At 62.2% G+C, this 418-nt stretch carries 1 protein-coding gene; it reads right to left on the bottom strand.

Annotation, left to right across the window (positions count from 1 at the left end):
- Nucleotides 1-418 (bottom strand): alpha-amylase family glycosyl hydrolase (locus ADL01_RS23380; RefSeq protein WP_267889937.1); only part of this gene is annotated, 418 nt, incomplete at both ends.

The raw sequence follows: 418 nt of genomic DNA, 5'->3' as shown, positions 1-418 counted from the left end.
GAACGCCATGTGGCATTCGTCGCCACCGCTCTGGAAGTCACCGAAGTAGTCGACGACGTCCTCGGGCCACTGGTTCGCCTCCGCCAGCAACACCGTGTCGGGATACATCGCGTCGATCTCGCGCCGGACCCGCCTCAGGAATTCATGCGTGCGCGGCAGGTTCTCGCAGTTGGTTCCTTCGGCCTGGTAGAGATACGGGACCGCGTCGAGACGGAAGCCGTCGATTCCGAGGTCCAGCCAGAATCGGAGAGCCGCCAGGATTTCTTCCTGTACCGCCGGGTTCTCGTAGTTGAGGTCCGGTTGGTGGGAGAAGAAGCGGTGCCAGTAGTACTGCTTGCGGACCGGGTCGAAGGTCCAGTTGGAGGCCTCGGTGTCGACGAAGATGATCCGGGCGTCCTGGAACTGTTTGTCGTCGTCG

Origin of the sequence: Streptomyces sp. NRRL WC-3618 (assembly GCF_001280005.1) — a bacterium.
Lineage (GTDB): Bacteria > Actinomycetota > Actinomycetes > Streptomycetales > Streptomycetaceae > Streptomyces.
Note: the sequence above shows the minus strand (reverse complement) of the source record. Positions and strands in the feature narration are given on the sequence as shown.